28 protein-coding genes are annotated in these 26,460 nt (G+C 44.0%); 17 read left to right on the forward strand and 11 right to left on the reverse strand.

Annotation, left to right across the window (positions count from 1 at the left end; genetic code table 11):
* Positions 1-20: 20 nt before the first annotated feature.
* The gene (locus K7G75_RS08030) at positions 21-830 is read left to right on the forward strand and encodes a helix-turn-helix domain-containing protein (protein ID WP_222983743.1); all 810 of its coding nucleotides are present in this window, start codon (positions 21-23) and stop codon (positions 828-830) included.
* A 167-nt stretch (positions 831-997) separates the two neighbouring features.
* Positions 998-1,960, forward strand: a complete 963-nt coding sequence (locus K7G75_RS08035; protein ID WP_222983744.1) for a serine hydrolase domain-containing protein — start codon at positions 998-1,000, stop codon at positions 1,958-1,960.
* Between the two features lie 169 nt (positions 1,961-2,129).
* On the opposite strand, the gene K7G75_RS08040 is transcribed toward K7G75_RS08035, so the two are convergent.
* The 3 genes from K7G75_RS08040 to K7G75_RS08050 are packed head-to-tail and all read right to left on the reverse strand — an operon-like array spanning position 2,130 to position 4,141.
* Positions 2,130-2,273 (reverse strand): hypothetical protein, encoded by a 144-nt coding sequence (locus tag K7G75_RS08040; protein ID WP_222983745.1) that lies wholly within the window; start codon positions 2,271-2,273, stop codon positions 2,130-2,132.
* 16 nt (positions 2,274-2,289) lie between these two features.
* Positions 2,290-3,249 (reverse strand): sugar phosphate isomerase/epimerase family protein, encoded by a 960-nt coding sequence (locus K7G75_RS08045; protein ID WP_222983746.1) that lies wholly within the window; start codon positions 3,247-3,249, stop codon positions 2,290-2,292.
* Between the two features lie 19 nt (positions 3,250-3,268).
* Positions 3,269-4,141 carry a hydroxypyruvate isomerase family protein gene (locus tag K7G75_RS08050; protein WP_222983747.1) on the reverse strand — a complete coding sequence of 291 codons (873 nt, stop codon included), beginning with the start codon at positions 4,139-4,141 and terminating at the stop codon, positions 3,269-3,271.
* 43 nt (positions 4,142-4,184) lie between these two features.
* Here K7G75_RS08050 and K7G75_RS08055 point away from each other — a divergent pair, with 43 nt between their 5' ends.
* The 4 genes from K7G75_RS08055 (at position 4,185) to K7G75_RS08070 (ending at position 8,697) form a co-directional block, all read left to right on the forward strand.
* Entirely contained in the window at positions 4,185-4,427 is a 243-nt protein-coding gene (locus tag K7G75_RS08055) for a DUF3820 family protein (protein WP_222984985.1), read from the forward strand.
* A gap of 49 nt (positions 4,428-4,476) precedes the next feature.
* Positions 4,477-6,111, forward strand: coding sequence for a CTP synthase (locus K7G75_RS08060; protein ID WP_222983748.1), 1,635 nt, complete (start codon positions 4,477-4,479; stop codon positions 6,109-6,111).
* Positions 6,112-6,176: 65 nt separating this feature from the next.
* Positions 6,177-8,045 (forward strand): membrane protein insertase YidC, encoded by a 1,869-nt coding sequence (yidC, locus tag K7G75_RS08065; protein WP_222983749.1) that lies wholly within the window; start codon positions 6,177-6,179, stop codon positions 8,043-8,045.
* Positions 8,046-8,133: 88 nt separating this feature from the next.
* Positions 8,134-8,697, forward strand: coding sequence for a DUF6515 family protein (locus K7G75_RS08070; protein ID WP_222983750.1), 564 nt, complete (start codon positions 8,134-8,136; stop codon positions 8,695-8,697).
* Positions 8,698-8,970: 273 nt separating this feature from the next.
* On the opposite strand, the gene K7G75_RS08075 is transcribed toward K7G75_RS08070, so the two are convergent.
* Positions 8,971-10,836, reverse strand: coding sequence for a fasciclin domain-containing protein (locus K7G75_RS08075; RefSeq protein ID WP_222983751.1), 1,866 nt, complete (start codon positions 10,834-10,836; stop codon positions 8,971-8,973).
* A gap of 435 nt (positions 10,837-11,271) precedes the next feature.
* Between K7G75_RS08075 and mnmA the strand changes: the two genes are divergently transcribed.
* From mnmA to K7G75_RS08100, 5 genes are all read left to right on the forward strand, one after another.
* Positions 11,272-12,462, forward strand: coding sequence for a tRNA 2-thiouridine(34) synthase MnmA (gene mnmA / locus K7G75_RS08080; protein ID WP_222983752.1), 1,191 nt, complete (start codon positions 11,272-11,274; stop codon positions 12,460-12,462).
* A gap of 1 nt (position 12,463) precedes the next feature.
* Positions 12,464-13,405: an NAD(P)H-dependent flavin oxidoreductase gene (locus K7G75_RS08085; RefSeq protein ID WP_222983753.1), complete on the forward strand. Its 942-nt coding sequence runs from the start codon at positions 12,464-12,466 to the stop codon at positions 13,403-13,405.
* A 49-nt stretch (positions 13,406-13,454) separates the two neighbouring features.
* A complete protein-coding gene (locus K7G75_RS08090) occupies positions 13,455-13,940 on the forward strand; it encodes a YfiM family lipoprotein (RefSeq protein WP_222983754.1) in 486 nt (161 codons plus the stop codon).
* A 189-nt stretch (positions 13,941-14,129) separates the two neighbouring features.
* Entirely contained in the window at positions 14,130-14,855 is a 726-nt protein-coding gene (locus K7G75_RS08095; protein ID WP_222983755.1) for an RDD family protein, read from the forward strand.
* Positions 14,856-14,857: 2 nt separating this feature from the next.
* Positions 14,858-15,475: a trimeric intracellular cation channel family protein gene (locus tag K7G75_RS08100; RefSeq protein ID WP_222983756.1), complete on the forward strand. Its 618-nt coding sequence runs from the start codon at positions 14,858-14,860 to the stop codon at positions 15,473-15,475.
* Between the two features lie 18 nt (positions 15,476-15,493).
* On the opposite strand, the gene K7G75_RS08105 is transcribed toward K7G75_RS08100, so the two are convergent.
* Complete coding sequence (locus K7G75_RS08105; protein ID WP_262420294.1) at positions 15,494-16,186, reverse strand: response regulator transcription factor; 693 nt, start codon at positions 16,184-16,186, stop codon at positions 15,494-15,496.
* A complete protein-coding gene (locus tag K7G75_RS08110; protein WP_222983757.1) occupies positions 16,176-17,501 on the reverse strand; it encodes a sensor histidine kinase in 1,326 nt (441 codons plus the stop codon). The genes K7G75_RS08105 and K7G75_RS08110 overlap by 11 nt, the downstream gene beginning before the upstream one ends.
* Positions 17,502-17,687: 186 nt before the next feature.
* On the opposite strand from K7G75_RS08110, the gene K7G75_RS08115 reads away from it, so the two are divergent.
* Complete coding sequence (locus K7G75_RS08115) at positions 17,688-18,179, forward strand: DoxX family protein (protein WP_222983758.1); 492 nt, start codon at positions 17,688-17,690, stop codon at positions 18,177-18,179.
* Here the strand turns inward: K7G75_RS08115 and K7G75_RS08120 are convergent.
* Both K7G75_RS08120 and K7G75_RS08125 read right to left on the reverse strand, forming a co-directional pair.
* Positions 18,148-18,867 carry a dienelactone hydrolase family protein gene (locus tag K7G75_RS08120; RefSeq protein ID WP_222983759.1) on the reverse strand — a complete coding sequence of 240 codons (720 nt, stop codon included), beginning with the start codon at positions 18,865-18,867 and terminating at the stop codon, positions 18,148-18,150. The two genes, K7G75_RS08115 and K7G75_RS08120, sit on opposite strands and share 32 nt — an antisense overlap.
* A gap of 27 nt (positions 18,868-18,894) precedes the next feature.
* The gene (locus tag K7G75_RS08125; protein WP_222983760.1) at positions 18,895-19,614 is read right to left on the reverse strand and encodes a peptidylprolyl isomerase; all 720 of its coding nucleotides are present in this window, start codon (positions 19,612-19,614) and stop codon (positions 18,895-18,897) included.
* Between K7G75_RS08125 and K7G75_RS08130 the strand changes: the two genes are divergently transcribed.
* Positions 19,613-20,254 carry an NUDIX hydrolase gene (locus K7G75_RS08130; protein ID WP_222983761.1) on the forward strand — a complete coding sequence of 214 codons (642 nt, stop codon included), beginning with the start codon at positions 19,613-19,615 and terminating at the stop codon, positions 20,252-20,254. The two genes, K7G75_RS08125 and K7G75_RS08130, sit on opposite strands and share 2 nt — an antisense overlap.
* A gap of 38 nt (positions 20,255-20,292) precedes the next feature.
* Positions 20,293-21,105, forward strand: a complete 813-nt coding sequence (locus K7G75_RS08135; protein ID WP_222983762.1) for a lysophospholipid acyltransferase family protein — start codon at positions 20,293-20,295, stop codon at positions 21,103-21,105.
* Here K7G75_RS08135 and K7G75_RS08140 read toward each other — a convergent pair.
* From K7G75_RS08140 to K7G75_RS08150, 3 genes are all read right to left on the reverse strand, one after another.
* Positions 21,102-21,749 carry a hypothetical protein gene (locus tag K7G75_RS08140; RefSeq protein ID WP_222983763.1) on the reverse strand — a complete coding sequence of 216 codons (648 nt, stop codon included), beginning with the start codon at positions 21,747-21,749 and terminating at the stop codon, positions 21,102-21,104. The genes K7G75_RS08135 and K7G75_RS08140 overlap by 4 nt on opposite strands.
* A 3-nt stretch (positions 21,750-21,752) precedes the next feature.
* Positions 21,753-22,247 carry an RNA polymerase sigma factor gene (locus K7G75_RS08145; RefSeq protein ID WP_222983764.1) on the reverse strand — a complete coding sequence of 165 codons (495 nt, stop codon included), beginning with the start codon at positions 22,245-22,247 and terminating at the stop codon, positions 21,753-21,755.
* A gap of 61 nt (positions 22,248-22,308) precedes the next feature.
* Positions 22,309-23,736 (reverse strand): amidohydrolase, encoded by a 1,428-nt coding sequence (locus K7G75_RS08150; RefSeq protein WP_222983765.1) that lies wholly within the window; start codon positions 23,734-23,736, stop codon positions 22,309-22,311.
* Positions 23,737-23,835: 99 nt separating this feature from the next.
* On the opposite strand from K7G75_RS08150, the gene K7G75_RS08155 reads away from it, so the two are divergent.
* The 3 genes from K7G75_RS08155 (at position 23,836) to K7G75_RS08165 (ending at position 26,454) form a co-directional block, all read left to right on the forward strand.
* The gene (locus K7G75_RS08155; protein WP_222984987.1) at positions 23,836-25,134 is read left to right on the forward strand and encodes an NAD(P)/FAD-dependent oxidoreductase; all 1,299 of its coding nucleotides are present in this window, start codon (positions 23,836-23,838) and stop codon (positions 25,132-25,134) included.
* A 102-nt stretch (positions 25,135-25,236) separates the two neighbouring features.
* Entirely contained in the window at positions 25,237-25,812 is a 576-nt protein-coding gene (locus tag K7G75_RS08160; RefSeq protein ID WP_222983766.1) for a porin family protein, read from the forward strand.
* A gap of 123 nt (positions 25,813-25,935) precedes the next feature.
* Positions 25,936-26,454 carry a hypothetical protein gene (locus tag K7G75_RS08165; RefSeq protein WP_222983767.1) on the forward strand — a complete coding sequence of 173 codons (519 nt, stop codon included), beginning with the start codon at positions 25,936-25,938 and terminating at the stop codon, positions 26,452-26,454.
* The last annotated feature ends 6 nt before the right edge of the window (positions 26,455-26,460 follow it).

Raw genomic sequence — 26,460 nt, forward strand, 5'->3', positions numbered from 1 at the left:
GATTGAACACACCAACAAACATGAAAATTCTCAAAAAAGGGTCCTATTACGGGACAAAAAGATCAGAGTTACAAAATGATGGCTTTGTTCTCTCTGAATATGGATATCATGCACCTGAAACCGATTGGCATTACCATGAAAATCCTTATTTCATGTTTGTTTTGGAAGGAAACCTAAAGGACATTAACCGCAAGGGCACCAATTTATGCCCTCCAGGAAGTTTTATTTTCCACAATTGGCAGGATATCCATAAGAATACTAAAGAAACCCAGTATGCCAAAGGTTTTCATATTGAATTGGATAGTGCATGGTTCAATGAAAAAAGTCATGGTCCTTTACTATGGGAGGGAAGCACATTGCTAACAGATCCGAGGTTGTACCAGATTTTTCTAAATATATATAGTGAGTTCCATATTAATGACGACCATTCCGGCGTTTCCTTGGATTGTTTGATGCTTCAGTTGTGCAATGAACTGTGCGATATCAGTGAAGTTAAATTACAAAGAAGGCCTCAATGGGTTGGCAAACTTCAAGAAATCATTTATGATGATCCCATGCAGGTAACCTTGAAATCATTGTCCGATATTCTGGGGATACATCCCGTGCATTTATCCCGAAGCGTTCCCAAATATTTGGACACCACCCTGGGGGACTATATCAGAAGGAGTAAATTGAGACGATCTTTTCATTTGCTTATAGACTCCAAGCATTCTCTCACGGAAATCGCCTATTTATGTGGTTTTGCGGACCAAAGTCACTTTACGCGTTCTTTCAAGCAATATTTTAACAAAACTCCAAAGTCTTTTAGAAGACAATTGGGTGGATGTTAAATTCATTCTATTTTCAAAGAGAGCCATTGATTTTCTTTGTCCCTGTTAAATTTCGAAAAATGACTAAAAGGTTTTTGTGTATTGTTTGTTTTGCGTTCCCCGTGGTTTTAAGCGCCCAATTGGATTTTTCTGAAGGTAACCGCAGCTCAAATCCGTTGCTTAATCAGATGGAGGAAAATGTGATTAAGGGTGATTATGAATACATTACGAGTATACTAGTGGCAAAAAAGGGCAAATTGGTGTATGAGGAATACTTTAATGGCAGCACGGTGGACACCAAGCACAATACACGGTCCGCGACCAAGACCATAGCCACTATTTTGGTGGGACTGGCCTTAGAAAATGGACATATCGGTTCTGAAAAAGACAGGATATTTACCTATCTAAAACCCCGCAAACCCATCCAAAATGAAGACCCAAGAAAAGATGAGATTACCATTGAGGATTTGCTTACCATGAGTTCAATATTGGAATGTGATGACAATAATTCTTTTTCTAGGGGCAATGAAGAAAGAATGTATATCATTGAAGACTGGCTTCAGTTTTTTGTGGACCTTCCTGTGGGATCTTATCCATTTGGCCCCAAACCCGAGGAATCGCCCTATGGCAGGGTTATGCGTTATTGTTCTGCCGGGGCAGTGGCATTGGCCGAAGTGGTACAAGCCGCTGTTGGACAGCCAGCGGATGCATTTTTAAAGGAAAATTTTCTTGATCCTTTGGAAATCAAGGATTTTGAATTTGATTATACTCCCACCCATGTGTTGAACACGGCGGGAGGAAGCGGATACAAAAGCAGGGATTTTTTGAAGATGATACAAGTATTCCTTCAAAAAGGGCAATGGAATGGAGAAGAACTACTTTCTGAAGACTGGATAGCCAAGGCAACCCTGCCCAAAGTCAATGCAAGACCGGATGTGGATTATGGCTATTTGATTTGGTTAAAATCGTTCGGGTCTGAGAAAAAATATAGCACTTATTATATGTCTGGAAACGGAGGGCAGAAAGTATTGGCTATCCCAGAACTTGACTTGGCCGTGGTCATCACAACCACCAATTATGGCAATAGAAAAGCCCATGGATATACTGATGAGCTCATGGACCGCTATATTGTGCCAGCTTTTGAAAAATAATATCACCTGCTTAATGGATTAAAGAAAGTCATTGATTCCTTAACTGTAAAATGATATACATAACCTCAATTTTGGGAGCTTCCACCATCTCATAGCTTTAGGATCTCTTTTGGCCCAATCGGATTCCCGAAAAGGTCATCAATGATTCTTTATAATCTCAGATATATAATCATGTATACTGGTCTACACTGGGCAATTTCGTATAGTATTTCTGCAATAGACCCTGGATGGCCTTGAACTGAGGTTCCCGGTTCTTGGCCCTGCGCATCAATTCCTCATGGGATAGGGCACTTTTGAGTTTTACAATTTGCATCAGAATTGGTATGGATTTATAGGTTCCGCAGGTAATCGATACTCTTCTGTAAGGCAACGCTGGGATTTTCTACCAAATCTTGCTCCACAAAAAAGTGTTTAACACCAGATTTTTGTCCTTGGGTGATTATGGATGGAATATCCATGGCACCACTCCCCACCGTTGTCATTTGGGGCCAAAGTGCAATCCACTGGTCTGCCGTTCCACCGTCTCCTTCAAAATGGGTGATTTCCTTCATATCCTTCAAATGTAGAGCAATATAGCGGCCTGGATTGGCTTTCAGTAGCTCTACCGGGTCCATGCCACCTGCCGTGGTCCAATAAATATCCATTTCAAAAAAGACCAATTCAGGGTCGGTATTGTCCAGAATTATGTCCAACGGAATTCGTCCATCCATTTCGTGCAGTCCGTAGCCATGGTTGTGGTACAAAAACTTGAACCCTTCTTTTTTGGCATTTTCTCCAATTTTGTTGAAGCGGTCAGCCATACGTTTATAGTCGTCCAATGATTGCCTAAGGTCTTCTGGAATTGCTGAAATACCAAAACAATCCAGTCCAAGGGTACGAACGGCTTGGCCAACAGTTGGCATATCGGTTTCCAAGGTCACCAAATCAATATGTCCCGAGGTAGCTCTGAGTTCGTGCTCGTCCAACAGGGCTTTAAATTCCTCTGCGGTCTTTCCAAAAAAGCCGCTACCTGAAAACCCGATGCTGGGCACTATTTGTTTCCATCGGTCCCAAGCTGCGGTCGAACTGAAAGGGTAGGGACCATATATTTCAATTTCCGTGTAACCCATTTGGCGCAAAAGGGCCAAGGAGCCTTCCAAATCATTTTCCAATAGTTTCGGTAGAGAGAACAGTTGGATGCCAATGCTGGAGAGCCCTTTTTTGGATGGGGAGGCACCCGCACCCAGGCCCATGACCATGGTGGCGCTGGAAGCCAGGGCAGCACTCTGCAAAAATTTACGTCTTTTCATAACGGGTGTTTGTTAAGTTCTATGTACGCTCTACATCACACCGCAAAAAAGCATCTTTCAAAGCATCGATCTTATTCTCCCAAGTGACAATGAATTCCTGTGCCACATGACCAGTAAAACCAGTGTCCAAAATGGCCTTCATGATTGCCGGATAGTAGAGTTCTTGGGTCTCATCGATCTCGTGCCGGCCAGGAACCCCTGCGGTGTGATAATGCCCAAAATAAGGATGATACGTTTGTATGCTTCGGATAATGTCGCCTTCCTGAATCTGCATATGGTAGATGTCAAACAATAATTTAAAATGATCGCTTCCCAAACGTCGGCACAGTTCCACACCCCAAAGTGAATTATCGCACATATAGTCGGGATGGTCAATTTGATTGAACAATTCCATTTGGATCACCACCCCATGCTTTTCTGCCAAAGGCATAATTTTGGAAAGGCCGTCCACACAATTTTGAAGCCCCACATAATCGCTCATACCCTGTCGGTTTCCACTAAAACAGATAAGGTTGGTGTAACCTGCTTCTGCCACTTGAGGGATAATTTCTGTATAGTTTTGGACGAGCTGTTCATGGTATTTGGGATTATTCCAACCTTCAGTAAGACTGATTTCAGCGCCATTGCACATGGAACAATGTATGTCATATTTTTTCAATAGGGGCCAATCTTTTGGACCTATAAGATCTATAGCCTTGATTCCAAGTGCATTAAGTGTTTTGAGAAAATCTTCCAATGGAATATCGCTGAAACACCATTGGCACACACTATGGTTTATGTTGTACTTCAGTTGAAAGTCCTTTTGTCCATTGGGATGTCCAGCACTGGCATAGCCCGAGGCCAAGCCCGCTGAGCCAGCGGCAGCAGTGGCAAGAAAGTTTCTTCGTTTCATTTTGGATGGATTCTTACGGAAAGATAGTACTTTGGAGCTACAAATGGAAATACGTCCCAACACGGAACAACTGGTGGAAATGGCCCACTACCGAATGCCCTTTGGCAAATATAAGGGCCGTTATTTGGTGGATTTGCCCCTGCCTTATCTGGTATGGTTCAGGCAGAAAGGATTTCCGGATGGAAAACTTGGAGACTATCTCAACACCATGCTCACCATTAAGGATAACAATTTGGAGCCCATTATTAGAAAACTGCAAAAAGAATTTCCCAAGGAATCCTCCTGATTTCTGCGCTGCAATTTGTAACTTTACGCCCCGTAATAGAAAGTTCAATATGTCACAGACCAAGTACATTTTCGTTACGGGAGGCGTTACATCATCCTTGGGCAAGGGAATCATCGCCGCTTCTTTGGCCAAACTACTTCAGGCCAGGGGATACCGGACCACCATACAAAAGTTAGATCCCTATATAAACGTAGATCCAGGTACGCTCAATCCCTACGAACATGGCGAGTGCTATGTGACAGATGATGGAGCCGAAACCGATTTGGACCTGGGCCACTACGAACGCTTTTTGAACGTGCGTACTTCGCAGGCAAACAATGTGACGACCGGAAGAATCTACCAAAGTGTGATTGAAAAGGAAAGGAGAGGGGAGTTTTTGGGCAAAACGGTACAGGTGGTGCCGCACATCACCAATGAAATCAAGGAACGAGTCCAAATTTTGGGCAATAGTGGTGATTATGATATCATTATTACAGAAATTGGTGGAACTGTGGGTGATATTGAATCATTGCCCTATATAGAAGCTGTGCGACAGTTGCTTTGGGAGTTGGGAGAGCACAACGGCATTGTGATTCATTTGACCTTGGTACCCTTTTTGTCCGCAGCGGGCGAACTGAAGACCAAACCCACACAACATTCGGTAAAAACCTTGATGGAAAGTGGAATAAAGGCCGACATTTTGGTCTGTCGTACCGAACATGAGATTTCGGAGGAAATAAAAGAGAAATTAGCCCTTTTCTGCAACGTTAGAAAAGAGGCCGTGATTCAATCCATCGATGCCTCCACCATCTATGATGTGCCCATTATGATGCAGGAAGAAGGTCTGGATACCGTGGCACTTGAAAAATTGGCTTTGCCAAAAGATACCGAACCCAATTTGGAGCAATGGAACGAATTTTTGCAAAGACACAAAAATCCAAAGAACAAAGTGGTCATAGGCCTCATTGGAAAATATGTGGAACTTCAGGATTCCTATAAGTCCATCTTGGAGTCCTTTATTCATGCAGGTGCTGCCAACGAGGTAGAGGTGAAGGTACGTTCCATACATTCTGAACACCTTTCCACCAAAAACATTGACAAAAAGTTAATGGGATTGGATGGGATTTTGGTGGCCCCAGGTTTTGGTGAACGTGGAATCGAGGGAAAGATTGAGGCCGTGCGCTATGCAAGGGAAAACGACCTGCCCTTTTTGGGAATCTGCCTGGGCATGCAAATGGCCGTGATAGAGTTTGCAAGGAACATTTTGGGCATGGAGGGAGCCAATTCCACGGAAATGGACCCAAACACACCTTATCCGGTCATCAGTTTGATGGAAGAGCAAAAATCGGTAACCAATATGGGAGGGACCATGCGTTTGGGAGCATGGGATTGTCATCTGGAAGCGGATAGCCTCGTCCATGAGGTGTACGGTGCTTTGGACATTTCAGAACGGCACCGCCATAGATTCGAATTTAATAATGAATACAAAAAACAACTGGAAGAGGCGGGCTTGGTACCCACAGGGTTCAACCCAAAGACTGGATTGGTCGAGGTAATAGAGATACCTTCCCACCCTTGGTTCGTGGGAGTCCAATATCATCCAGAATATAAGAGCACTGTGGCCAATCCCCACCCACTGTTCGTAGGATTCGTGAAGGCCGTATTGGTCCAAAAACAGAAACAAAAGAATGCCAGTTTGGCATAAACTGCGGTTTTGGGCATATATTTGCCACCTGAAATACCGATAAAGATTTCGACTAAACAATTTTCATGGAAGAGAAGAAGCTGGATATCAATTCCATAATCGGATTTGTTCTGATTTTTGGGATTCTAATTTATATGTTCTACCAAAACCAACCCACACCGGAGGAGTTGGAGGCCCAAAAAGCGAAACAGGAACAAGTTGAGGCAGAAGCGAAAGTGGCCGAGAAGAAAGTGGACACGCCCAGAGTACAGCAGACCAAGCCCCTTGACATTAATGATTCCACTGCGGTGGCTGGCTATAAAAGTGCTGTAGGGGCTTTTGGCTTCACAATGGCGAATGAGGGAACCACGGTATTGGAAAATGAAGTGCTCCGGCTGGAAATCGCTAACAAAGGGGGTCAGATTGTGGAGGCCAAGATGAAGAACTTTGTCACATACGATTCTGTTCCTGTGTATCTGGTCAAAGATGGCAATGCCAACTTTGCGCTTAATTTTTCCACTTCAGACAATCGTGTGCTAAGCACTTCCGATTTATATTTTGAGCCAACGATTTCCAAAAATGGAAACAATGAGGTGCTTTCCATGAGAGCGAAGGTATCCGATAATCAGTATCTGGAATACCGGTATGAAATGAGACCCAACGAGTATTTGTTGGATTTTACGGTTCGTTCCCAAGGACTCAACGGGGTCATCAATGGTAGCAGACCTTTGGATTTGACCTGGGATATGAAAGGTATCCGCCACAATAAGAGTGTACAATACGAAAATCGCTACACCCGGTTGACATATAACCATGAAGACGGAAAAATCAGTAAGCTTTCCGAAAGTAGTGATTTGGATGAGGAGACCGAGGAAGACGTAAAATGGTTGTCGTACCGCCAGCATTTTTTCAGTTCCATTTTGGCCACGGAGAATCGTTTTAAAACAGCAGAGCTCAGTTCCAAGAATTTGGTGGAAGAAGAAAGCAAGGAAGAATTGTTCACTAAGGAATATAACTCAAAAGTGCCATTGGAACTCCAAGGTGGCGAACTGTCCCAACAGATGTATTGGTACTATGGGCCTACCGATGTAAAGATTTTAGACGATTACAAGGATTTGGCCCTGGCCGATTCCATCCCGTTTGGGTGGGGCATATTTGGTTGGATTAACCGCTATATTTTCACACCCTTTTATGGTTTCTTGAGCTCTTTCCTTCCCTACGGAATTGCCATTATAGTGATGACCATTTTGGTGCGATTGGCCCTTTCGCCCGTAACCTACAAATCGTATCTGTCACAGGCAAAGATGAAGGTGTTGAAACCGGAGATTACCGAGATCAATGAGAAGTACAAGGACAACGCCATGAAAAAGCAGCAGGAGACTATGAAGCTGTACAACAAGGCTGGTGTCAGTCCCATGAGCGGATGTATCCCTGCATTTTTGCAGTTGCCCATTTTCTATGCGCTGTTCATGTTTTTCCCTACCTCTTTTGAACTACGGCAGAAGTCCTTCCTATGGGCGGAGGATCTCTCCTCGTACGATACCATTTTCAATTTGCCGTTCACCATCCCATTTTATGGGGACCATGTGAGCCTGTTCCCGATTTTGGCCTCGGTAGCTATCTTCTTTTATATGATGATGACCACAGGACAGAGCATGCAGATGCAACAACAACCGGGAATGCCCAACATGAAATTCATTATGTACCTATCACCCATAATGATGTTATTCTTCTTTAACAACTATGCCAGTGGGTTGAGTTTGTACTATTTTGTTTCCAACCTGATCACAATCTTCATCATGTTGGCCATCAAAAGGTACATTTTGGATGAGGATAAAATCCATGCCCAGATCCAGGAAAACAAAAAGAAACCCAAAAAAGAAAATAGGTTCCAGCGCAAAATGCGGGAGATGATGGAGCAGGCGGAGGAACAAAAAAAGTTGGGCAAGCGATAATTTTCCATTTTTGGATTTTTTTTGGAGGTTCCATTAAACCTTTTGGTTTGGCAATGGTCTAATTCCAATAACCTACAAAATCCATTTTATGAAAAATTTGAAATACCTACCATTTATTTTAGCATTCACCTTTGTTGGGTCCACGGATTATGTTGAGGCACAGGTACGTCGCCCTATTGTGAAAACTGCACAAAAAAAGCGTAGAGTTGTAAAGCGTAAGGTCCGAAGGCACAACCGAAGGGTGGCCCGTAGAACTTTGCGATCCTTGCCGAGAAATACCCGGCCCATCGTATTTCGAAGAGTGTCCTACTACCCGGTGGGCGGAATGTACTTTGTGCAACGAAGAGGGGTTTATGTAAGAGCATTTCCACCACGGGGATTCCGATTGGGATTATTGCCTGCCACGGCCATTGCGCTCACCGTTCGCGGAGCTGCGTACAGGTATGCGGATGGGGTTTATTATCAAGAAGTGGATGGTGAATACGAAGTGGCACACCCTCCAGTGGGCGCCATTTTGAAGGAACTTCCCGAAGATGCGGAGGAAATCGACTTTGATGGGGTTCCCGCCTACGAACTTAACGCTGCTGTATACAAAGCTGTGGAAGATGGCTATGAACTTATTGATGTCTTGGAGGAGGAAGGGCAGGAGTAGACAGCAATCCTAGATTATCCCATAAAAAAACTCCCCCAGATTTTTGGGGGAGTTTGCCATTTATTGGTGTAGTTTGGAAAGATTTGGGACTTCAAAGATGCGGTATGATTTTCTCAAAAAAAATTAATAGTTGTCAAAGCCGCTGTTTTGTATGGTAACTGGATGGCTTTTGATGTGTCATCGACGAACGGTATCCCGTCATATGTCGTTATCAACTTTCAATACCACTAGAAAATAAAAAAGGGCCGTGTTTCCAGGGCCCTTTTCTCCTTTTTAGTTTGTCGTGTCGGGAATCAAAACCCCGTCCAAAACGTGAATAACTCCGTTAATAGCTTGCACATCCACAGCATCAATGCCAATTCCGGAATTACCAGCTCCATCGGTGACATCGGCAATGTTGTCTCCGGTACCAGAAAGATTGATGGTGATATTATCACCTTCCAAGGTGGGGGCCATGATTCCATCGGATAAATCACCTGAACGAATATTGGCTCCTGCGACCACATGGTGTTGCAATATAGGAATCAGGTCTGCTTCCCCTGGAACGGTTATGGCTGCAAAAGCAGCATTGGTGGGTGCAAACACGGTAAAGGGATCACTTCCGCTTCCTCCTTGTGCTGAGAGCACACTTACAAAATCGACACTGGGCGTCAATTCGGTAAGTGCTTGTACCAAGGTAGAGAAGTTGGGATCAGCCACGGCAAAAGTAACCACGGTTGGCAAATCGATCACGGCATCCACGGCATGGATTACACCATTTGTGGCCACAATGTCGGCTTCGGCCACATTGCTCACTCCATTGAGCGTTACTCCATCATCCACATTAATATACAGGCTTAGATTCTCATCGGCTGCAAACTCGGCTGCGGTATTCACATAAGTATTGCTCAACCCAGAAGAAAATGCCGCCGTGCCCACCACAACATGGTTGGAAAGTATGGCATTTATGTCGTTGGAATTTGGATTTGTAAAGGCATCAAAGGCTGAATTTACTGGAGCAAATACCGTGAACTCCTCCATTTCATCAGAAAGTAGATCCGTAAAAGTAGTGTTTGCTCCGGCAGTCAATGCGGCTACCAATGAAGAAAGATTGGGATTCGCCACGGCATGATCCACAATGTTTGGTAAATCTATAACAGCATCCACAATATGTACCACTCCATTAAGGGCCTTTACGTCAGCTATTTCCACTGTGGACACCCCATTGAAGGTGACACCGCCTTCGGTATTGAAGAAAATACTCATGTTCTCATCCTGCGCACCTCTTGCCAAGGTTTTGTAGTATCCTGAACCTAAGCTTTGTAAGTATGAGCTGAACAGTTCACCTTCGATTACGTGGTTCAATAAGACCTGGGTAAGCGTTTCCACTGGAATGTCCTCCAAGGCGGCTCCGCCCAAGAAAGTTTCAAAGGCGGTATCCGTGGGGGCCAATACTGTGAACGGGCCGTCTCCGCGCAAAGCGTTTGGCAGGTCTCCGTCGGCAGCAACCAAGGCGGCGACCAAGTTCTCCAAATTTTCATTGCCAATGGCCAAATCCGTGATGGGCACCAAGATGATATCCGCCAATTCATCCAAAAGAGTTTGGGGCAATAGCACTTTGTCAATAATATGTACAACACCATTGGTCGTAACCAAATTGGCCGTGGTAACTTCGGCATCGGTATCGGTGGCATCTCCTATAAAAACTCCTCCGGTGGTGGACACAGTAAGTGTGCCACCCTGAAGTGTGGTCAATGTTTGCCCATTGCTTAAATCCGTGCTTTGAGCGGCGGTACCAACAATCACGTGATACGTAAGGATGGTGGCCAACAGGTTTTGCAGCTCTTGGGTGTTAAAATCATCCAAGGAATCAAAACCGTCCAATTGTGCCAATAAATCTGCAAAAGCAGCATTGGTCGGTGCAAACACAGTAAAAGGACCAGGTCCGCTCAAGGCACTGATCAGGTCGTTGCTGGCACTTTCATCAGCTTTTTGCAAAGCACTTACCAAGCTGCTTAAATCCGCAGTGGCCTGGGCAGTTTCAACAATATTATTTTGATTGGAAGGCGGAGGAGTGCCATTGTCATCGTCTGAACAAGACGTTAAGGTCAGGAAAAATAGCAACAGCGTTGCTGTTTTGAAGTTGATCAGTGCTTTCATTTTCTATATTTTTTTGTTTAACATCCTAAAGATATGTCTAAACAAAAATGGTTGCTTTTGTTTTAACTTTTTTATTAAAAGTTTAACAAAAATTAATAAACTGTAAGAATGTAAAAGCTCATTCTAATATTCGGATGATTAATAATTCATTCAAATACAGCACTTTAAATGTATAAATTTATACCACAATTCGAATATAATTTGTATTGGAGCTATTTTTGTATCTATTTGAAGCTCTTTTATTTTGTTCATTTTTTTAGGAAAATTGATAATCATAATTAGTGTTGCTGATATCGCTGATAATCCTATGAAATTTCTATATAACGGCACGATTGTTATCGAAATCAATTCCGTTTCAACGACTTTAAATTCTGAAATGGTCATTAATCCTTTGAATGGTGATCATTTTGTATTTTTGCACGGAATTTGGATGTAATGAAAAAGGTTGTAATTGGTCTTTCTGGCGGAGTCGATTCAAGTGTTGCTGCCCATCTTCTAAAAGAGCAGGGTTACGAGGTAATAGGTCTTTTTATGAAGAATTGGGTGGACGACTCGGTTATTATTTCCGAGGAGTGCCCTTGGGTCGAGGACAGCAACGATGCCCTGATTGTGGCTGAGAAATTGGGCATTCCTTTTCAAACAGTGGATTTAAGTGCTGAGTACAAAGAAAGGATTGTTGATTATATGTTCAGTGAGTATGAAAAGGGAAGGACACCCAATCCCGATGTACTGTGCAATCGTGAAATCAAGTTTGATGTATTCCTAAAAATTGCCCTGCAACTTGGTGCCGATTTTGTCGCTACCGGGCATTATTGCAGAAAAGAGGTTATCAAAAATAACGATGGATCTGAAACCTACCGATTATTGGCGGGCAAGGATACGAACAAAGACCAATCTTATTTTTTGTGCCAACTTTCCCAGGAGCAACTTGCAAAAGCCTTGTTTCCGATAGGTGAGCTCACCAAACCCGAGGTCAGGAAAATAGCCGCTGAGAACAATTTGGTCACAGCCGACAAAAAGGATTCGCAAGGACTTTGTTTTGTGGGGAAGGTGCACTTGCCCGAATTTTTACAACAAAAGCTTAAACCCAAAAAGGGGATTATTGTGGAAGTTCCAAGTGAGGCTGCGCAGTTTTCAGTTTCAGCACCGGAATTCCATAACAAGAAAGAGGAATTGGCCTTTAATGCAGAAAAGCCCAGATACACAGAATTGGATGGAAAAGTGGTGGGCGAACACCAGGGCGCACACTATTTTACCATAGGTCAGCGAAAGGGCCTCAATGTTGGGGGTACCAAAGAACCTTTGTTCGTAATCGATACTGATGTGGATAAAAATATAATCTATACTGGCCAGGGTAAATTCCACCCCGGTCTTTTTCGAAACACGCTTTTTGTCAACGAAGAAGAACTGCATTGGGTGAGACCAGATTTGGCTTTGAAAACGGACGAAACCATGGAGGTCATGGCACGAATACGATACAGGCAACCCTTGCAAAAAGCTACCCTTTACAAAATTGACAAAGGCCTTTATGTCGATTTCAAGGAAAAGCAATCGGCCATCACTGAAGGACAGTTTGTGGCTTGGTACATTGATGATGAACTCATCGGTTCCGGTGTAATTTCATAAAATGAAAAACAGGATAACCCAACTTTTTGGAATTGAATACCCCATTGTGCAAGCAGGAATGATCTGGGCCAGTGGTTGGCGTTTGGCCTCTGCCGTTTCCAATGCCGGAGGACTTGGGCTTCTTGGTGCTGGGAGCATGTACCCCGAAGTATTGCTCGAACATATTCAAAAGTGCAAGGGGGCAACCCACAAACCCTTTGGCGTCAATATCCCGATGCTGTATCCAGATATTGACAAACTCATGGACATCATTGTGCAACAAGGGGTCAAAATAGTGTTCACTTCTGCTGGAAATCCCAAAACATGGACCGGTTTCCTAAAGGAAAAGGGAATCACGGTCGTACACGTGGTAAGCGGTGTCAAGTTTGCCCTAAAAGCCCAAGAAGCTGGGGTTGATGCCATTGTAGCCGAAGGTTTTGAAGCAGGGGGCCATAACGGCCGGGATGAAACCACTACTATGGTACTTGTACCCTCCGTTAAAGAACAAATAAAGATACCATTGCTAGCCGCCGGCGGTATTGCCACAGGTAGGGCCATGTTGGCCGCCATGGTATTGGGGGCAGATGGGGTTCAGGTGGGAAGCCGATTTGTGGCCAGTCCAGAAGCTTCGTCGCATGAGTTGTTCAAACAGCAGGTGGTGCTGGCCAAGGAGGGGGATACACAATTGACCTTGAAGGAGTTGGCCCCGGTGCGCATGTTGAAGAACAAGTTTTTTCAAGATGTCCAGAACGCCTATGCTAAGGGAGCAACTGCAGAAGAATTGAAAAAGTTACTGGGAAGGGCAAGGGCAAAAAAAGGTATGTTTGAGGGCGATATGGTTGAAGGGGAACTGGAAATTGGCCAGGTTTCCGGGCTTATCCATAATATTAAACCCGCTGCAGAAATTGTTCAAGATCTGATGGCCGAATTCCACTTGGCCAAACAAGAAGTGCAACGGTATTAGCACCTTGACCCCATTTCAAGGACATTTTTTTATATATTTAGCGTTGCGCATGAGAACACTGATCCCCACACTGGTATTTTTTATGCTCGTTTCCTATGCCCATGGTCAAGTGGAACGGGACAAAGCACTTCATTTTTTGGGGGGCAATCTGTTTGGGCTGGCAGGAGCTGGCATTGCCAAACAGGCTTCAGACGGTAACCGTATATGGACTTTTATTGGCTCCGTTGCGGGAAGTGCCATTATTGGAGTTGCCAAGGAGGCTGTGGATGCCGGGCAACGCGATAATGGATGGGACAACGATGATTTGGCCGCCACCGTTTTGGGCGGAGTGACCGTTGGGGTGACCATAGATCTATTTTCAAAAAAAGATGACAAGCGGAGATTACGGGGCAGCTATTCCCATAATCATTTTCAACGGCAAAAACTTAAACAAAAATCTCAAAACGTTGAGTTTGTGATGTTGGAAAACAAACTGCCCACTTTGAATGCGCTTGGATTGCCTGATGAGTTGCGTGGTTTGCCTTCTTCTTTTTAAAAAAGCCCCCTAGCTTTTAGTTCTAAATATTTGTTGATTGTGTTGACGGTCAGGTTTTCTGGTTTCGTCAATATGGTTTGGGAGCCCATGGTGATCGCTTTTTCAAATGCGATCCATTTTTCCTTATTTTGCTTCACAAAGGCAGCTTCGCGCATAAGTGGAAATTCCTAAAGCTAAAATTACGTTTATATGGGTAACCTGCAAATCAATACTTCCCAAAATGTCAATTTGGATTATAAGATTGTTAGCATTGGGGAGCGTATCGTTGCCTTTTTGATCGATGGTCTTATTTTGTATATGTATGCCTATTTGGTGAGTTTGATTAGCGATGCAATCGGCTACGTTTACGAAGACACCTGGACCCAACGCGGGCTAGCTTCCCTGATTTTTTTGCCGGCCATGTTCTATTCCCTGTTGATGCACAGCCTGTTCAACGGGCAGACCGTGGGCAAGATGCTTATGAAGATGCGGGTGGTGCGACTGGATGGCACTCCGGTGCATTGGAGCAATCTTCTCGTGCGTTGGATGCTTCGGTTGGTGGACATCTGGCTTTTTTTGGGTTCCATTGGTATCTTGAGCATTCTTTTTTCGGAAAAAAGACAGCGAATTGGCGATGCCGCCGCCGGCACGGTGGTGATCAGCACCAAGCAAAGGGCCAAGGTTTCCCATACCATTTTGGAGGAAATTGAAGAGACCTATGAACCACAGTTCACCAATGTGACGCTGTTGACCGACAAAGACGTTAGACTCATCAAGGAAACCTTCCATATTGCCAAAAAAAGTGGGGACTTCAAAACCATGAAGGCGCTACGTTCCAAGGTGGAAGGCATACTCAAGACCAATTCAAGGCTGTATGACGTTCCATACCTTGAAACCGTATTGAAGGACTACAATTACTTCACCCAAAAACTGTAAGCATGTTTTATTTGACCATTGATATTTTGGGAACCGTAGCTTTTGCCATTTCTGGGGTTTTGGTGGCCATGGAAAAAAGATTGGACCTTTTTGGGGTGTTCATTATTGCTTTCGTAACCGCCATAGGTGGCGGCACACTGCGTGACCTTCTCATCGGGAATACGCCTGTGGCATGGATGAAGGACCTCACCTATGTTACCACCATTTTTATCACCGTGGTTTTTGCCATTGTTTTTTCCGGAAAACTGAAATACCTAAGAAAATCATTGTTCTTGTTCGATACCATCGGGATAGGGCTCTACACCATGGTGGGAATTGAGAAGGGACTCCAAGCCGAATTGATGCCGGTAATGTGCATAGCCCTTGGCACCATGACGGCTAGCTTTGGGGGCGTTACCCGGGATATTTTATGTAACGAGATACCGGTAATCTTCAGAAAGGAAATCTATGCAACGGCCTGTATCTTGGGAGGAGTGGGTTATTTTTTGTTTGTGAGGCTGCCCATTCCCCAAAACTACGCCTATGTTGCCGGTATTTTGATTGTTATCATACTTCGACTTTTGGCGGTAAGGTTCGGCATAAGCCTGCCCACCATTTACAAAAAGCAGCAAGAAGGATAGGTCCTCTTTAATGGTGACTTAGTGGCCCACTTTCAGGATGAAGCCCCGCCCGTGGACATTTTCAATTTTTATGGTTGGATCTTTTTCAAGATGTTTTCGAAGGTGCGTAATGAATACATTGAGACTCTTTCTATTAAAATAATCGTTATTGCCCCAAATGCCCAAAAGGATATCTTTGTGGGAGCACAAATTGTTTTTGTGCTGTATCAAATGTTTTAGCAATTCTGTTTCACGGGCTGTTAGGCGAATGGAATCTCCTTTGTGCAAGAGCATATGGTTACGGCTATCAAAATCGTACGTCCCAATCGGAATGATGTCGTCCTGGGGGGGTACAGGAGATGTCTTTTCAAGTCGTGATAAATGGGCCATGATCCTGGCCACCAGTTCTTCCTCGTCTATGGGTTTTTTCAGATAATCGATGGCACCCAACGAAAACCCTTTCAGAACATCAATCTTAAGGGATTTGGCCGTTAGGAATATAAAAGGAATATTGGGATGCTTGTCCTTTATTTGGCTTGCCAGGGCAAATCCATCGGTATGCGGCATCATCACATCAAGCACGATGAGATCAAACAAGTTTTGTTCCATGATGGCCATGACTTTGGTTCCATTTTTTTCCCATACAACGTCCAATTGCTTCATCTTCAGATACTCCGATAGAAGATACCCCAAGGACTCATCATCCTCGACCAACAATATTTTATACATCATTCCCATTTTTTACCAAAGGTAATACCAAAGCTATCCGCGTGCCTCTTCCGGGTTCGCTGTCCAAAATGATTTTGCCCCTAAAGCTATGCATTATCCTTTTTACATAGCTTAGGCCCAGGCCATATCCCTTTACATTGTACTGGTCTCCGTTACCGACCCGGTAATATTTCTTAAAAATTCGCTCTTGTTCTTCTTTTTTGATGCCCATTCCATTGTCTTCGATCACGATTTCCAGCTTATTTTCTCCCAAACGTGCATTTAATGTGATTTTTGGGTTCTCAGCATATTTTTTGGCGTTGTCCAACAAATTATTGATGGCATTTTCCAAATGGAAACGTTCCACATTGATTCGGTAGCAACCCTCGTCCAGCACATAATCAAAAGTTGTTCCTTCAATGGAGGACAATGTTTCAAATTCCTTGCAGAGCTTCAATAGATGTGGCCGGAAATCAAGCTCTTGTGGGACCACCGCATTTTTTTTGTGTTCCAAGCTGCCCAGTTCCAGGACTTTGTCGATATGACCGCTCAAGCGTTCCGTTTGTTGTTTTATTAAGGAAATGACATGTTGCTGTTTGGGACCGGCGTCCTCTTCCAGCAATTTGGTGGCCAGACTGATGGAAAAAACAGGCGTTTTTAGTTCGTGCGTCAAGTTATTGATGAACTCGTTGGTAGTGGTGATAACGTTTCGTTGCCAATAATAGGTTCGCAATGCCCAGATAATGGCCACTACAATGCCCACTAGGAAAAGAAGACTGGGAAATGTCAATCCGTTCAATTGTCCCAAAAAATAATTGTTCAAATTTTGGAAATGTAGTTCCAGGACCAATCGTTTTTCCAACAAATTGGGTAAATAACCGTATAATTCAATGGGATAGGAAACCACATTGTCTTTCTTTCTTGACACTGAGGGCGATTGCAGATAGTAGATACTGTCCTTGGAAAAAAGATTGTAGGTAAAGTTTGCCTCAAGCCCATGTTTCACGAGATTCTCCGTGATGAAATCATTCAAAAAATAACTGGATGCATCCTGTATGCTGTCCAATCCCAGTTTAAAGTAGGAACCATCCTTTTGAATGGCTTTGCCCACCAAAAAGGTAAGTTGGTTTTGCGTGGCAAGCCCGTCCTTTACCTCTTTGGCCGCATCCTGCACCTTACGGTTGAACTGTACCTTGGCAAGACTGAGGCCTATTTGCAGATATTGGTACTGTACCACTGCCAGTCCCAATAATGACACGGTAAAAATGATAATATAAATGTTCCTCTTTTTCAAATCATCGGCTAAGTAAATCAAATATATCCATTCCTTAAGTTTCATTAATTTTTCATTAATGGAATTAACCCTTGGTTAAGGGAACTTACTTCTTCATTAACCACATTCTGCTGTTAATGGGACTATATTGGCAAAGGATATCGGATACGGTCGTGCTTTGATCCAATTTGGTTTGAACATGCCTGCTACTGTATTTGCAATTTAAGGACACCAAACCAGAAATAGCACTAAATGAGAGCAACAAACAAGAACAACATTTTGCCCATTTCCATAGGGTTGGTTTACCTGTGGTTTGGCATGCTGAAATTTTTTCCCGATTTGAGCCCTGCAGAGGGATTGGCAAAAAATACCATTCACGCCCTGACCTTGGGGATTATTCCCGATGATGTCTCTATCATGCTACTGGCGCTTTGGGAAACGCTGATCGGTATTTTCTTGATTGCTGGGCTTTTTCGTAGGACGGCCATTATTTTGGCACTGGTACACATGGTGTGCACTTTTGCACCATTAGTCCTGTTTCCTGAGGAAACCTTTAACCAAGGACCATTTTATCTGACCCTTTTGGGACAATATATTATGAAGAACCTGGTGATTATAGCGGCATTGGTCATTTTGTACAACGAGGAAACCAGCCGGGCAAAAAGTTACGCTGCCAAGCGAGGCCAAGTCACCGGTCTGTTAGGCATTAAGCTCAATCTTCAAAGATTTCTTCAAAAAAGTTGAGCATCCGTTGCCAACCACGCCCATCGGCCAAAGGATTGTAGTTCATTCCATTTTCTGGACTATTGGCATTTGGGTTGGTGAACGCATGGCCGGTGTGTCCAAAAATGTCCATTTCCCAAATGGCATTTCGTTCCGTAAGTTCTTCCGCTAGCATATTGATGTCCTTTGGCAGTGCCAATGGGTCCGCCCAACCATGGAGGACAAGAATTTTGGCTTTAATTTCTCCTTCATGGTCCAATCCTGGCGGGTCAAAAATACCATGAAAGCTTACGACCCCCTTAATGTTTATCCCAGAACGGGCCAAATCCAACGCACACTTTCCTCCAAAGCAAAAACCTATGGCGGCAACCTTGGCGCTGTCTGCCAATTCATGCTTTTTAATATTGTTCATCGCCAGTAGCAACCGATTTAATAATTCCTGTCGGTCGGCTAACATTTCATTCATAAGGGCCTCAGCTTCTGAAACATTGTTTGCTCTTCTGTCTTTGCCATAAACATCGATAGCGAGTGCCAAATAACCCATCTGGGCCAACTTTTTCGCCTTGTTTGTTTCAAATTGGGATTGTCCCACCCAGGTGTGGGCCACAAGTACCACTGGTCTTTTTCCAACAAGTGCGCTATCAAAAGCGACTACACCTTCGTAGAATTGTTGGTCGTCCGAGTAGGCATATTTTTCAGTTTTTATCATGGTCTTCTATTCTGATTTGTCTGCATTTTAAAGTACTTCCGCTTTTAAAATGTACACATTCTGCCAGGGCCAGTCTCCATCCCCCACGGGAACCTTGTTGATTGCATCCACCACATCCATACCTTCAATAACACGGCCAAAGGGAGTGTAAGATCCGTCCAAGTGGTAGGATCCAGGATTGGTGACAACGATAAAAAATTCGTACGGAGAGGCCAATTTGTGTGGATTGTCGCGCTCACTGCTGGGCATGGATATGGTGCCCCTATGGTGCTTATATCCCTTTTTGGCGTCCGGAGGCAGAAGATATCGTCCTATTTCCTTTCGTTTCTTCGAAGTACGCCGGTCATCCGAATTTCCACCTTGAATGATGAAGTCCTTTACCACCCGATGAAATTGGGTGCTGTCAAAGTATTTTTCCTTGGCCAGGTAAATAAAATTTGCTTTGTGATAGGGAACATTGTCGTACAATAGCACCGTAAAACTGCCCATGCTTGTGGTAACCTTCACCTTGTTTTTCTTTAGACCCTTGGCATAATTGAAAAAGAAATCTATCGCATTTTCCTCTGTGAGCACAAAACGTTCCTCTTCCTTTTCTTCCTGTTGGGAATCCTCGTTTCTCTCCAATATTGAATCTTGCTGAACTTCGATTTTTTTGGCAGGGGGTTCTGTTTTTTTGGCTTTCTCTCCGCAGGAGACCAAAAAAAATAATAGTATACTTGTAAATAAAGCCGATGGTTTTAGCAACATGGATTTTAAGGAATTTTGTCAAGCAGCTTTAAAAATAAAAAATCTACCACTTCCGGGTACGGATTCCCATTATAAAATGTCCCCGGCATCAAGGATTCAGTTGTTAAAGTCCAAACAGATTGAGAAGAGAAACCCCAAAAAAGCTGGGGTCATGGCGCTTTTTTATCCTGATGGGGACCAGGTGACCCGACTGTTGCTCATATTGAGGAAAGCTTATGAAGGCGTACATTCCAACCAAATAGGATTTCCTGGTGGAAAGGTGGAGGCCTCGGATAGGAATTTGGAGGAAACCGCGCTTAGGGAAACGCATGAGGAGGTTGGGGTTCTGCCTTCGGCAGTGGAAGTGATCAAGGAATTGAGCGATGTGTACATTCCCCCGAGCAACTTTATGGTGCGCCCTTATATGGGAATATACCATAGGCCCAAACCTTTTGTTATCCAGGAAGATGAGGTTGAACGTTTAGTTGAAGTATATTTGCATGATTTTCTGGATGATTCCAATCATATAGAGGAGGTTTTGAGCACTTCATACGCAAAAAAAATTCACGTACCGGCTTATAAATTAAACGGTTACACTGTTTGGGGCGCCACTGCGATGATGATGAGCGAAATGAAGGAACTCCTGCAAAAGGCACTTTGAACACGAATTTGTAAATTTACTTTTCAACATATACCCCTATGGGCCTATTCAAAAAGAATCCTTTTGGTCACATTTTGTTCTTGAAGCGTTGGTTGATCCGAATTGCCGGCATGATCACACATCAGCGGTACAAAGGCTTTAACACCTTGGAGATTGAGGGTTCTCAGGTGATTCGGGACCTTCCCGAAACCAATGTTCTTTTTGTGAGCAACCATCAAACCTATTTTGCCGATGTGGTGGCCATGTTCCATGTGTTCAATGCAAGTTTGAGCGGGAGGGAGGACAGTATCAAAAATCTTGGGTATCTGTGGCAGCCCAAGCTCAACATTTATTATGTGGCAGCAAAGGAGACCATGAAGAAAAGCCTATTGACCAAGATTTTGGCCTATGCCGGCTCCATTAGCATTGAGCGTACCTGGAGAGCGGATGGCCAAAACGTTCAAAGGCAGGTGAAGTTCAGTGACATCAGCAATATTGCCAAGGCCTTGGACGATGGATGGGTCATAACCTTTCCCCAGGGAACAACTACGCCTTGGAAACCTTTGCGAAAAGGTACCGCGCACATCATCAAACATTATAAACCTGTGGTTGTGCCCGTGGTCATTGATGGGTTTCGACGGTCTTTTGACAAGAAGGGACTTCGGGTAAAGAAGAAGGGCATTCTTCAATCCATGCACATTAAAGAACCTTTGGAAATCGACTATGAAAATGAATCCATTGATTCCATCTTGGAAAAATTGGAATACGCCATAGAGCAACATCCTTCTTTCTTGAAGGTTATTCCACAGGAGGAGTTGGCCGCCTACGAGGCTGAACACGAAAAAAGAAAGTACAAATACAAGGGAACCTAGAACTCTAATTTTTGTAATTCCCAGTAGTTTTTTCGAAGTTTTCTAGTCAGCAATCCGTACAGAAGAAAGTAAATACCCCCCAGGGCTACGGTAAATATCACGCCAAAAAACGCAAAACTGGCCATAATCACCCACTTGGCTTTTTCGGGTGCCAATGATGACATTTTTCCTGATAGGTCCAAGGCCTCCAGCACATTGTCCGTAAAATAAATGCCAACAATCAACAGAATAAAAGTGAGCATTACCATGGACAACGAAAATATGACGTAGTGCTTTACAGTCTTTCGTGTTCTCAAAATGTTGGAAGTGAGTTGTTTGGCGTTGTCCAACACCGAAATTTCCCTGTACCTTTTGTAGAATTGATAAATGAAGTAGAATATGACCGCATACTGAATGATGCTTACAACAAGAATAATATTTGAAAGCCCCAAATCCGAATACAAGCTAAGATTGTTCCGCATGGACGGAATCAAATAGAGCAAATGGGGAAGTATAAATTCAATTAGACTTATATAAAAGATCCATTTGACTATGGATGATGATTTTTTCCAGATCATCCTATAGATTTCATCATAGGACAGTTTGGGAAGCTCCGCTCCCTTCCTCTGCCAATCCTTTTTTAAGAGTTCCAGTTCATCCAACATTTTCTAGGGATTAAGTATGGTCCTTAACTTGTTTTTCACTCGGTTCATTTTCACCCGGGCATTTACCTCGGTTATGCCCAGGGTTTCAGATATTTCCGTATAATCCTTATCCTCAAGGTACAGAAATACCAGGGCTTTGTCCACATCGCTCAGTTGTTTGATCGCTTCGTACATAAGTTTGAGCTGTCTTTCCTCGGCATCGTCATATTCGTTTGCTTTGATTTTAAAGATAACCGAATCGTAATCTTGGGTGCGTACCCGTCTTTTTGATTTTCTGTACAACGTAATTGCCGTGTTCAGTGCCACTCTGTACATCCAGGTACTGAATTTTGAGTCCCCCCTGAATTTTGGATACGCCTTCCATAATTGGATGGTTATTTCCTGGAACAGATCATTGTGTGAATCCTTGTCATTCGTATACAGACTGCACACCTTGTGAACAATATTCTGATTGTTCTCGAGCTCCGTCACAAAACGATGTTCCAGTTCTTTGTTCACTTTGGTTGGTAAGTTTGCCTATCAGTACCCCTACATGGACTTTTGTTACAGTAAACGGGGATTATTTTCGATAATCAAGTGCTGGCGGCCTGTCACCCAAAAGAGGAATATACTTAAAGTCGGAACCTCTGCGCTCTTCCAGTTCGGCCTTTGCCTTTGTCACAATTTCTGGATTCTCATAAAGGTCTATTGCCATCATTGTCAATGTTTTGGCAGCTACCATCATTCCTTTGGTCCCAATGGAAGTTCCCCCAGCGGCAACAGCCTGCCAACTATGGGCGGGGGTTCCGGGAACCCACGTAGCCGCTCCCATGCCAACTGTGGGCACCGTGAAGCTTACATCTCCCACATCAGTAGATCCATAGGCCCTGGCTTCTTCTTGGTAGGGCTGAACCGAGGTAGCCCTTTCCATATCCAATTTGTCATATCCAAGACTTTTTGATATTTGCTCGGCAAAGGCTCTTTCCTCATCCGTATAGGTTACGCCTCCTACCTTGCTCAGATTATCGTGCATTATCTTTTGAAGGGTAAGGTTTGGCAACAGTTCATGGGTGCCACCGATCATTTCATAATCCATTGTTGTGCCCGTTCCCAACGCCGCTCCTTCGGCAGCTTTCACGATTCGGTCAAAAATATCGATGACAACATCTCTTTTTCCATGACGCGCATAGTAGTAGACCTCTGCAAAATCAGGAACCACATTGGGCGCCTTGCCGCCATCCGTGATCACATAATGGATTCTTGTCTCCTGCGGAATGTGTTCTCGCATCATGTTCACCATCAAGTTCATGGCTTCAACACCGTCCAAAGCGGAGCGACCTCGTTCTGGGGCACCCGCAGCATGTGCCGAAACACCATGAAATCTGAATTTGGCCGATTTATTGGCCAGCGCGGCACCGGCACTGGCTGCGTTTTGTGCTCCAGGATGCCAATGCAGGGCAATATCCACATCATTAAACACCCCTTCCCTTACCATATAGACTTTTCCGGAACCCCCTTCTTCCGCTGGACAACCGTAGAATCGGATGGTACCCTGTTTGTTGTTGGATTTGAGCCAATCCTTCACGGCGATGGCCGCTGCCGTGGAAGCGGTCCCAAAAAGATGGTGTCCGCAAGCATGTCCGGCTGCCTTGCCTGCTGACTTTTTTTCTGGAACGGCCTCTTGCGACAGACCAGGTAGGGCATCATACTCGCCCAAAATGGCAATAACGGGATAACCAGAACCGTATTCAGCCATAAAAGCAGTTGGGATTCTTGCAATACCATTGGTGATTGAAAAACCTGCATCCTTTAATGTGCTTTGCAGCAAAGCCGAGCTTTTTTCCTCTTGATAACCCATTTCGGCAAAGTTCCAGATGGTATGCGCAACGTCAACGTACTTTTGTGTTTTATCGTTCAATTCTTTTAAAACAACATCTCTGGTTTCTTGCGCTGGCAGTAAGGGAATGGTCAGAAAAAGAAGGCTACAAAAGGTCAGGATTTTTTTCATGAAGGTGTTTTTATAAATTAGCATTTAAAGATAGCAAAAAACCCATGCCATGGTTGGGTGGGCCATAGGGGAATGTGTAAATTTGCCCCCATGTCAGCCATGAATATCCCACAATCCAGCTTTCCCCGAATCATAATAATCGGAGGGGGCTTCGGCGGTATTGCTCTTGCCAAAAAATTGAGCAAAAAAGAAGTTCAGGTGGTGCTACTGGACCGTCATAACTACCACACTTTCCAGCCGCTTTTATATCAAGTGTCAACAGGGGGATTGGAGCCCGATTCCATTGCCTATCCCATAAGAAAGGTACTGCAAGGCTATCCCAATTTTTATTTTCGGTTGGCCGAAGTTTCAAAAATTGATACCGAACGCAAAAGTGTTGAGACCAATATTGGAAGCATAGAGTACGATTATCTGGTGGTGGCCGCGGGTTCACGGACCAACTTTTTTGGCAATAAAGCCATTGAGAAGAAAGGAATGGCCATGAAGACCATACCCCAATCACTCAATCTACGCAGTTTGATTCTGGAGAACTTTGAGCAGGCGCTGCTGACCGATGACCTACATGAAAGGGATGCCCTAATGAATTTTGTTATCGTAGGTGGAGGCCCAACGGGTGTGGAACTCGCGGGTGCCCTAGCCGAAATAAAAAGAGGTATCCTTCCCAAGGATTATCCAGATTTGGACACCCGTAGGGCCCAGATAAACCTGGTTCAGGGGAGTGATCGCATACTTCCGGCCATGAGCGAAATAGCTTCCCAAAAGGCGGAACGCTTTTTGGAAGGGCTCGGGGTGAATGTATGGAAGAACATAAGGGTCATGGACTATGATGGCAAACGGGTTACTACAGATACAAAGACCATTTTTGACACGGCAACCCTGATATGGACCGCAGGCGTCCAAGCGGTTAACATTCCAGGGTTGGATGGCAAGGAACTGCTTTGTAGGGGAAACCGGCTAAAGGTGAATCGCTTCCATCAAGTGGAAGGGTTTGACGAGATTTTTGCAATTGGTGATGTGGCCCAAATGGAAACAGAGGCCTTTCCCCATGGTCACCCGATGATGGCTCAGCCTGCAATCCAGCAGGGCAGGAGTCTGGGGGAGAACTTAGTGAAACTTTTGGAAGGCAAGCCCATGAAACCTTTTGTTTACCGGGACAAGGGCAGCATGGCCACCGTGGGCCGAAACAAAGCCGTTGTGGATTTGCCCCATGTTAAGTTCCAAGGAGTCTTTGCCTGGTTTGTTTGGATGTTTGTACATCTATACTTTCTAATCGGTTTTCGTAATAGGTTGGTGGTTTTCATCAACTGGGTCTATAACTACGTTCGCTTTGATCGTGAGGCCAGGCTGATCATAAGGCCTTTCAAAAAGCAGTATCGGGTTTCTGGAAGACGTAGTTAGCGACACAAGCCAGAATAAAATTACCTTCAATTTTTTCGAATAAAGGCTACATTTTTTGCCAAAATGTATTACAATTGCATGAATCATATCAAACTAAATACCATGAAAAAACTCTTTTTGTTACTTGCTATACTTCCTTTTTGTGTCCAAGCACAGGATAAAGGCGATTTTGAACTCGGAATCGGTGCCGGTATAAACTTTGGGAACTTTTACGGCGACAGTGCCTTTTTGTTCAGCACTAGGGTGTCAACACAAATTGGCGTGCTGGGAGAGTTTTATTTCAGCGACAGATGGGGTTTGAAAACAGGATTTGTTTATGATTCCAAAGGTGCCGATGGTTCGGGCAATGAAACCAAACTTGACTATTTGTTCATTCCAATTTATGCCAATTGGCATTTTGGCAGAAACAGGAACTGGTACCTCAATTTTGGGCCGCACATAGACTTTCTTCTATCGGCAGAGGATGAGATTGTAGGTGACCTAAAGAATGATACATCTTCCTTCGATGTGGGCCTTGGGGTTGGAATTGGCCATAAATTCAAAATTTCGGATACCACAGGGATATTTATTGAATACCAAGGCGCGGGAGGTTTTATTAATGTTGTTGACAACGATACAGGATTCGAGCTTTTGAATACTAGGGCAGCCCTGAATGTTGGGGTGGTCTTTCAGCCATGAATTAGATCAAGTGGTTTTCTGGGATGAAGAGCCAAAGAACCTTCTTCCCATCACTTTCAGTTTTTGAAATTTTTATGATTCAATAGTTGTGCGAAACAGCTTAAAAAGAGCTAATTTGTAACTATGTTGGACATAATTCGATTGCTATTGATTTTTTTCCTCTTTTCCGCGGCCCAGTTCGGCCATGGGCAAAACTTTGGCGCAAGTTCCTCCGGAAAAGAAACCCTGCCAATCTATATTGAGGGATTCAATTATCCAAGTTTCGAAAAGTATCATCACTATGGTTGGTTTAGGGTCAATTTTGGGGTGACTCCAACAACAGAAGTCAGTATAGGTGGAGAACATTACAGAAATTATATGGCGGATAGGTTTGCAATTCCTATCGAACTCCGGCAGTACGTAAGCAAGAACACCTTTTTGATTGGTGGATATGAAAGGGAATGGGACCTACTGAACAATGGGAAGGGAAAACCAAATCCAATCCCCAGGGAAGAAATTTATTTTGGTGTGGGACAAGATGTTGGCCCAAATATGTTGATGGAAGCCAAGTTTGCCCAGCCTTTGGGAAATCCAAGATTCTACAAAGTCGGCCTTGAAGGAGTAAAAACCAGATTGCAGGTTGGCACCAAATTGAAATTTTAGCGATTC

Source organism: Flagellimonas meishanensis (assembly GCF_019880545.1).
Taxonomy (GTDB): Bacteria; Bacteroidota; Bacteroidia; order Flavobacteriales; family Flavobacteriaceae; genus Flagellimonas; species Flagellimonas meishanensis.

Bases quoted from the DNA above. Each gene is read 5' to 3' on its own strand.
- K7G75_RS08030 (WP_222983743.1), top strand. From the start codon at position 21: ATGAAAATTCTCAAAAAAGGGTCCTATTACGGGACAAAAAGATCAGAG.
- K7G75_RS08035 (WP_222983744.1), top strand. From the start codon at position 998: ATGGAGGAAAATGTGATTAAGGGTGATTATGAATACATTACGAGTATA.
- K7G75_RS08040 (WP_222983745.1), bottom strand. From the start codon at position 2,273: ATGCAAATTGTAAAACTCAAAAGTGCCCTATCCCATGAGGAATTGATG.
- K7G75_RS08045 (WP_222983746.1), bottom strand. From the start codon at position 3,249: ATGAAAAGACGTAAATTTTTGCAGAGTGCTGCCCTGGCTTCCAGCGCC.
- K7G75_RS08050 (WP_222983747.1), bottom strand. From the start codon at position 4,141: ATGAAACGAAGAAACTTTCTTGCCACTGCTGCCGCTGGCTCAGCGGGC.
- K7G75_RS08055 (WP_222984985.1), top strand. From the start codon at position 4,185: ATGGAAATACGTCCCAACACGGAACAACTGGTGGAAATGGCCCACTAC.
- K7G75_RS08060 (WP_222983748.1), top strand. From the start codon at position 4,477: ATGTCACAGACCAAGTACATTTTCGTTACGGGAGGCGTTACATCATCC.
- yidC (WP_222983749.1), top strand. From the start codon at position 6,177: ATGGAAGAGAAGAAGCTGGATATCAATTCCATAATCGGATTTGTTCTG.
- K7G75_RS08070 (WP_222983750.1), top strand. From the start codon at position 8,134: ATGAAAAATTTGAAATACCTACCATTTATTTTAGCATTCACCTTTGTT.
- K7G75_RS08075 (WP_222983751.1), bottom strand. From the start codon at position 10,836: ATGAAAGCACTGATCAACTTCAAAACAGCAACGCTGTTGCTATTTTTC.
- mnmA (WP_222983752.1), top strand. From the start codon at position 11,272: ATGAAAAAGGTTGTAATTGGTCTTTCTGGCGGAGTCGATTCAAGTGTT.
- K7G75_RS08085 (WP_222983753.1), top strand. From the start codon at position 12,464: ATGAAAAACAGGATAACCCAACTTTTTGGAATTGAATACCCCATTGTG.
- K7G75_RS08090 (WP_222983754.1), top strand. From the start codon at position 13,455: ATGAGAACACTGATCCCCACACTGGTATTTTTTATGCTCGTTTCCTAT.
- K7G75_RS08095 (WP_222983755.1), top strand. From the start codon at position 14,130: ATGGGTAACCTGCAAATCAATACTTCCCAAAATGTCAATTTGGATTAT.
- K7G75_RS08100 (WP_222983756.1), top strand. From the start codon at position 14,858: ATGTTTTATTTGACCATTGATATTTTGGGAACCGTAGCTTTTGCCATT.
- K7G75_RS08105 (WP_262420294.1), bottom strand. From the start codon at position 16,186: ATGATGTATAAAATATTGTTGGTCGAGGATGATGAGTCCTTGGGGTAT.
- K7G75_RS08110 (WP_222983757.1), bottom strand. From the start codon at position 17,501: ATGAAACTTAAGGAATGGATATATTTGATTTACTTAGCCGATGATTTG.
- K7G75_RS08115 (WP_222983758.1), top strand. From the start codon at position 17,688: ATGAGAGCAACAAACAAGAACAACATTTTGCCCATTTCCATAGGGTTG.
- K7G75_RS08120 (WP_222983759.1), bottom strand. From the start codon at position 18,867: ATGATAAAAACTGAAAAATATGCCTACTCGGACGACCAACAATTCTAC.
- K7G75_RS08130 (WP_222983761.1), top strand. From the start codon at position 19,613: ATGGATTTTAAGGAATTTTGTCAAGCAGCTTTAAAAATAAAAAATCTA.
- K7G75_RS08125 (WP_222983760.1), bottom strand. From the start codon at position 19,614: ATGTTGCTAAAACCATCGGCTTTATTTACAAGTATACTATTATTTTTT.
- K7G75_RS08135 (WP_222983762.1), top strand. From the start codon at position 20,293: ATGGGCCTATTCAAAAAGAATCCTTTTGGTCACATTTTGTTCTTGAAG.
- K7G75_RS08140 (WP_222983763.1), bottom strand. From the start codon at position 21,749: ATGTTGGATGAACTGGAACTCTTAAAAAAGGATTGGCAGAGGAAGGGA.
- K7G75_RS08150 (WP_222983765.1), bottom strand. From the start codon at position 23,736: ATGAAAAAAATCCTGACCTTTTGTAGCCTTCTTTTTCTGACCATTCCC.
- K7G75_RS08155 (WP_222984987.1), top strand. From the start codon at position 23,836: ATGAATATCCCACAATCCAGCTTTCCCCGAATCATAATAATCGGAGGG.
- K7G75_RS08160 (WP_222983766.1), top strand. From the start codon at position 25,237: ATGAAAAAACTCTTTTTGTTACTTGCTATACTTCCTTTTTGTGTCCAA.
- K7G75_RS08165 (WP_222983767.1), top strand. From the start codon at position 25,936: ATGTTGGACATAATTCGATTGCTATTGATTTTTTTCCTCTTTTCCGCG.